At 72.7% G+C, this 2,194-nt stretch carries 4 protein-coding genes and 1 pseudogene; all 5 read right to left on the minus strand.

The features are described 5' to 3' along the window. Nucleotides 1-126, minus strand: a pseudogene (locus tag ACTS11_RS05425) (P1 family peptidase); the annotation flags it as partial. Then, nucleotides 126-473 (minus strand): hypothetical protein, encoded by a 348-nt coding sequence (locus ACTS11_RS05430; protein WP_442639321.1) that lies wholly within the window; start codon nucleotides 471-473, stop codon nucleotides 126-128. The gene ACTS11_RS05430 and the pseudogene ACTS11_RS05425, both read right to left, overlap by 1 nt. Then, entirely contained in the window at nucleotides 473-1,213 is a 741-nt protein-coding gene (locus ACTS11_RS05435) for a glucose 1-dehydrogenase (protein WP_442639322.1), read from the minus strand. The genes ACTS11_RS05430 and ACTS11_RS05435 overlap by 1 nt, the downstream gene beginning before the upstream one ends. Continuing rightward, nucleotides 1,203-1,643 carry an acyl-CoA thioesterase gene (locus ACTS11_RS05440; protein WP_442639323.1) on the minus strand — a complete coding sequence of 147 codons (441 nt, stop codon included), beginning with the start codon at nucleotides 1,641-1,643 and terminating at the stop codon, nucleotides 1,203-1,205. Before ACTS11_RS05440 ends, ACTS11_RS05435 begins: the two co-directional genes overlap by 11 nt. Then, a partial coding sequence (locus ACTS11_RS05445; protein WP_442639324.1) for a hypothetical protein occupies nucleotides 1,640-2,194 on the minus strand: 555 nt, incomplete at its 5' end. The genes ACTS11_RS05440 and ACTS11_RS05445, both read right to left, overlap by 4 nt.

Genomic DNA, 2,194 nt, shown 5'->3' on the forward strand with positions numbered 1-2,194 from the left:
CACGGCGGCGGTGAAGGGCCGCCCGGCGGTCAGGACCGTCACGCCGGTCTTCACGCGCGCGTCCCCGGCGTTGCCGACACGCAGGCCCTCGACGTCGGTGATGAGGTTGCGCGGCCCCGGCCGGATCATGCGGCCCCTCCGACATGGCGCCGGACGAGGCCCCGGAAGGCGCCGAGGTCGCGCAGCATCGGCGAGGTCAGCCGCGGAGGGTCCAGCCCCTCGAAGGCCTCGGGCAGGACGAGGACCAGCGTATCCGCCCCGCCCGCCGCCCGGTGCAGGGCCGCGCGCGTCCCCTCCTCGAAATACGCGGCGAGGCGCACGGCGCCGTCCACCGGCACCACCTCCACATGGTCGAGGTCGAGCGCGGGCGCCACGTCGCCCAGATGCGCGAAGACCAGCGGCTGAGCGGCCGGGAAGGCACCGAACCGGCCCGCGAGGACGGTGATCTCGGCCGGAAGCGCGCGCGTCGCCATCAGATGCAGCGGCCCCCGTCGACCTCGAGCGCGGCGCCCGTGATCATCGAGGCCGCGTCCGAGCAGAGGAAGGCGGCCGCCTCGCCCATGTCCTGCGGCGTGGAGAAGCGCCCCAGCGGGATCGTCGAGAGGAACTTCGCCCGCATCTCGGGCGTGTCCTCGCCCATGAAGGACCGCAGGAGCGGCGTCTCGCCCGCCACGGGGCAGAGCGCGTTGACCCGGACGCCGTGGGGCGCAAGCTCCACCGCCATGGCCTTCGTCGCCGTGATCATCCAGCCCTTCGAGGCGTTGTACCAGTTGAGCCTCGGGCGCGGGGACAGGCCCGCCGTGGACGCGATGTTGAGGATCGCGCCCGCCCCGGCCGCCTTCATGCCCGGCACGATCTCGCGCGCGGTGAGGTAGACGGACTTGGCGTTGACGGCGAGGACGCGGTCGAAGTCCGCCTCGCTCACCTCCTCCATCGGCGCGGGCATGTGGGTGATGCCGGCGTTGTTCACCAGGATGTCGATGCGGCCCCAGGCCTCGAGCGCGGCCCGCGTCATCGCCGCGACCGAGGCGCCGTCGGCCACGTCGACTTCCTGGCCGATGCCGCCCACCTCCGCCGCGACGTCCTCGGCCGCGCCGGCGTTGATGTCGGCCACCATGACCCTCGCCCCCTCGCGGGCGAAGACACGGGCGATCCCCGCGCCGAAGCCCGATCCCCCGCCGGTCACGATGGCGGTCTTCCCCTCAAGCGGCATGCGTCTCCTCCTCCATGAGTGCCTCGAGCCCGCGCCTTACGTCCTCCGGGATCGGCGCCGCCCGCCGCGCCACGAGGTCGAAGCAGGCGGAGCGGAACAGCGTCTCGAAGGCGAGCACCCCGTCCCCCGCGCGGTAGAGCCGGTGGCGGAAGGTGGCGGATTTCGTGCCGATGGCCAGCACGCTCGAGCGCAGGAAGATCACGTCGCCCGCCCGGCACTCGGAGCGGAAGTCGCTCTCGATATGCACGACCGCGAACGACAGGCGGCGTCCGCTCTCCATGTCCGCGCGGGTGAGCCCCACGTCCGACTGGAGCGAGAACATCCCGTCCGAGCACGCCATCAGGTAGCGCGACACGTTCATGTGGCCGAGAAAGTCGCAGTCGGAGGGATCGACCGCGCGGCGGAACGTCTCGATCCCCGGCAGCGTCATGCGCCGCTCCCGCCGAGGCGCGCGGTGTCGATGCGGCGCGCGCGGATCATCGGCCAGAACGCGAGGAGAAGGCCGAGGCCCGCCGCCGCGTAGGCCGCGTCGTGCATGAAGCCCGCGCGCAGGAAGTCCGAGCGGTCGACGCCCTCGGGGAACACCAGGACCCCATCGAGGAGGCCCGTCGCCTCGGCCGCGATCCCGCCGACGAGACCCACCAGCGCGGCGAGCGTCGCCAGCACGAAGACGAGCCCGACCGCTCCGATCCCGGCGGCGAGATAGGTCTCGGTCCTGGGCACGGTGAGAAGGCCGTAGAGGAACGCGGGCAGCGCGACGAGGGGGCCGACCCACCATGCCGCCTGCACGCCCACGAGGGACGCGCCGAGGCGCGGAGCCGTGTCCGCCCCGATGCCGAACTGCGGGAACTTCAGCGCGAGGAAGTAGTCGGGGCCGACCGAATAGCTGAGCTGGTTGTGGAGCGCGCCGAAGATCGCGGCGCAGCCCGCCGCGAGCGCGAGAAGAAGGATCAGGACGGGATACTTGCCGAAGCGTGTCAC

The organism is Roseicyclus sp. (assembly GCF_052168335.1).
Taxonomy (GTDB): Bacteria; Pseudomonadota; Alphaproteobacteria; order Rhodobacterales; family Rhodobacteraceae; genus Roseibacterium.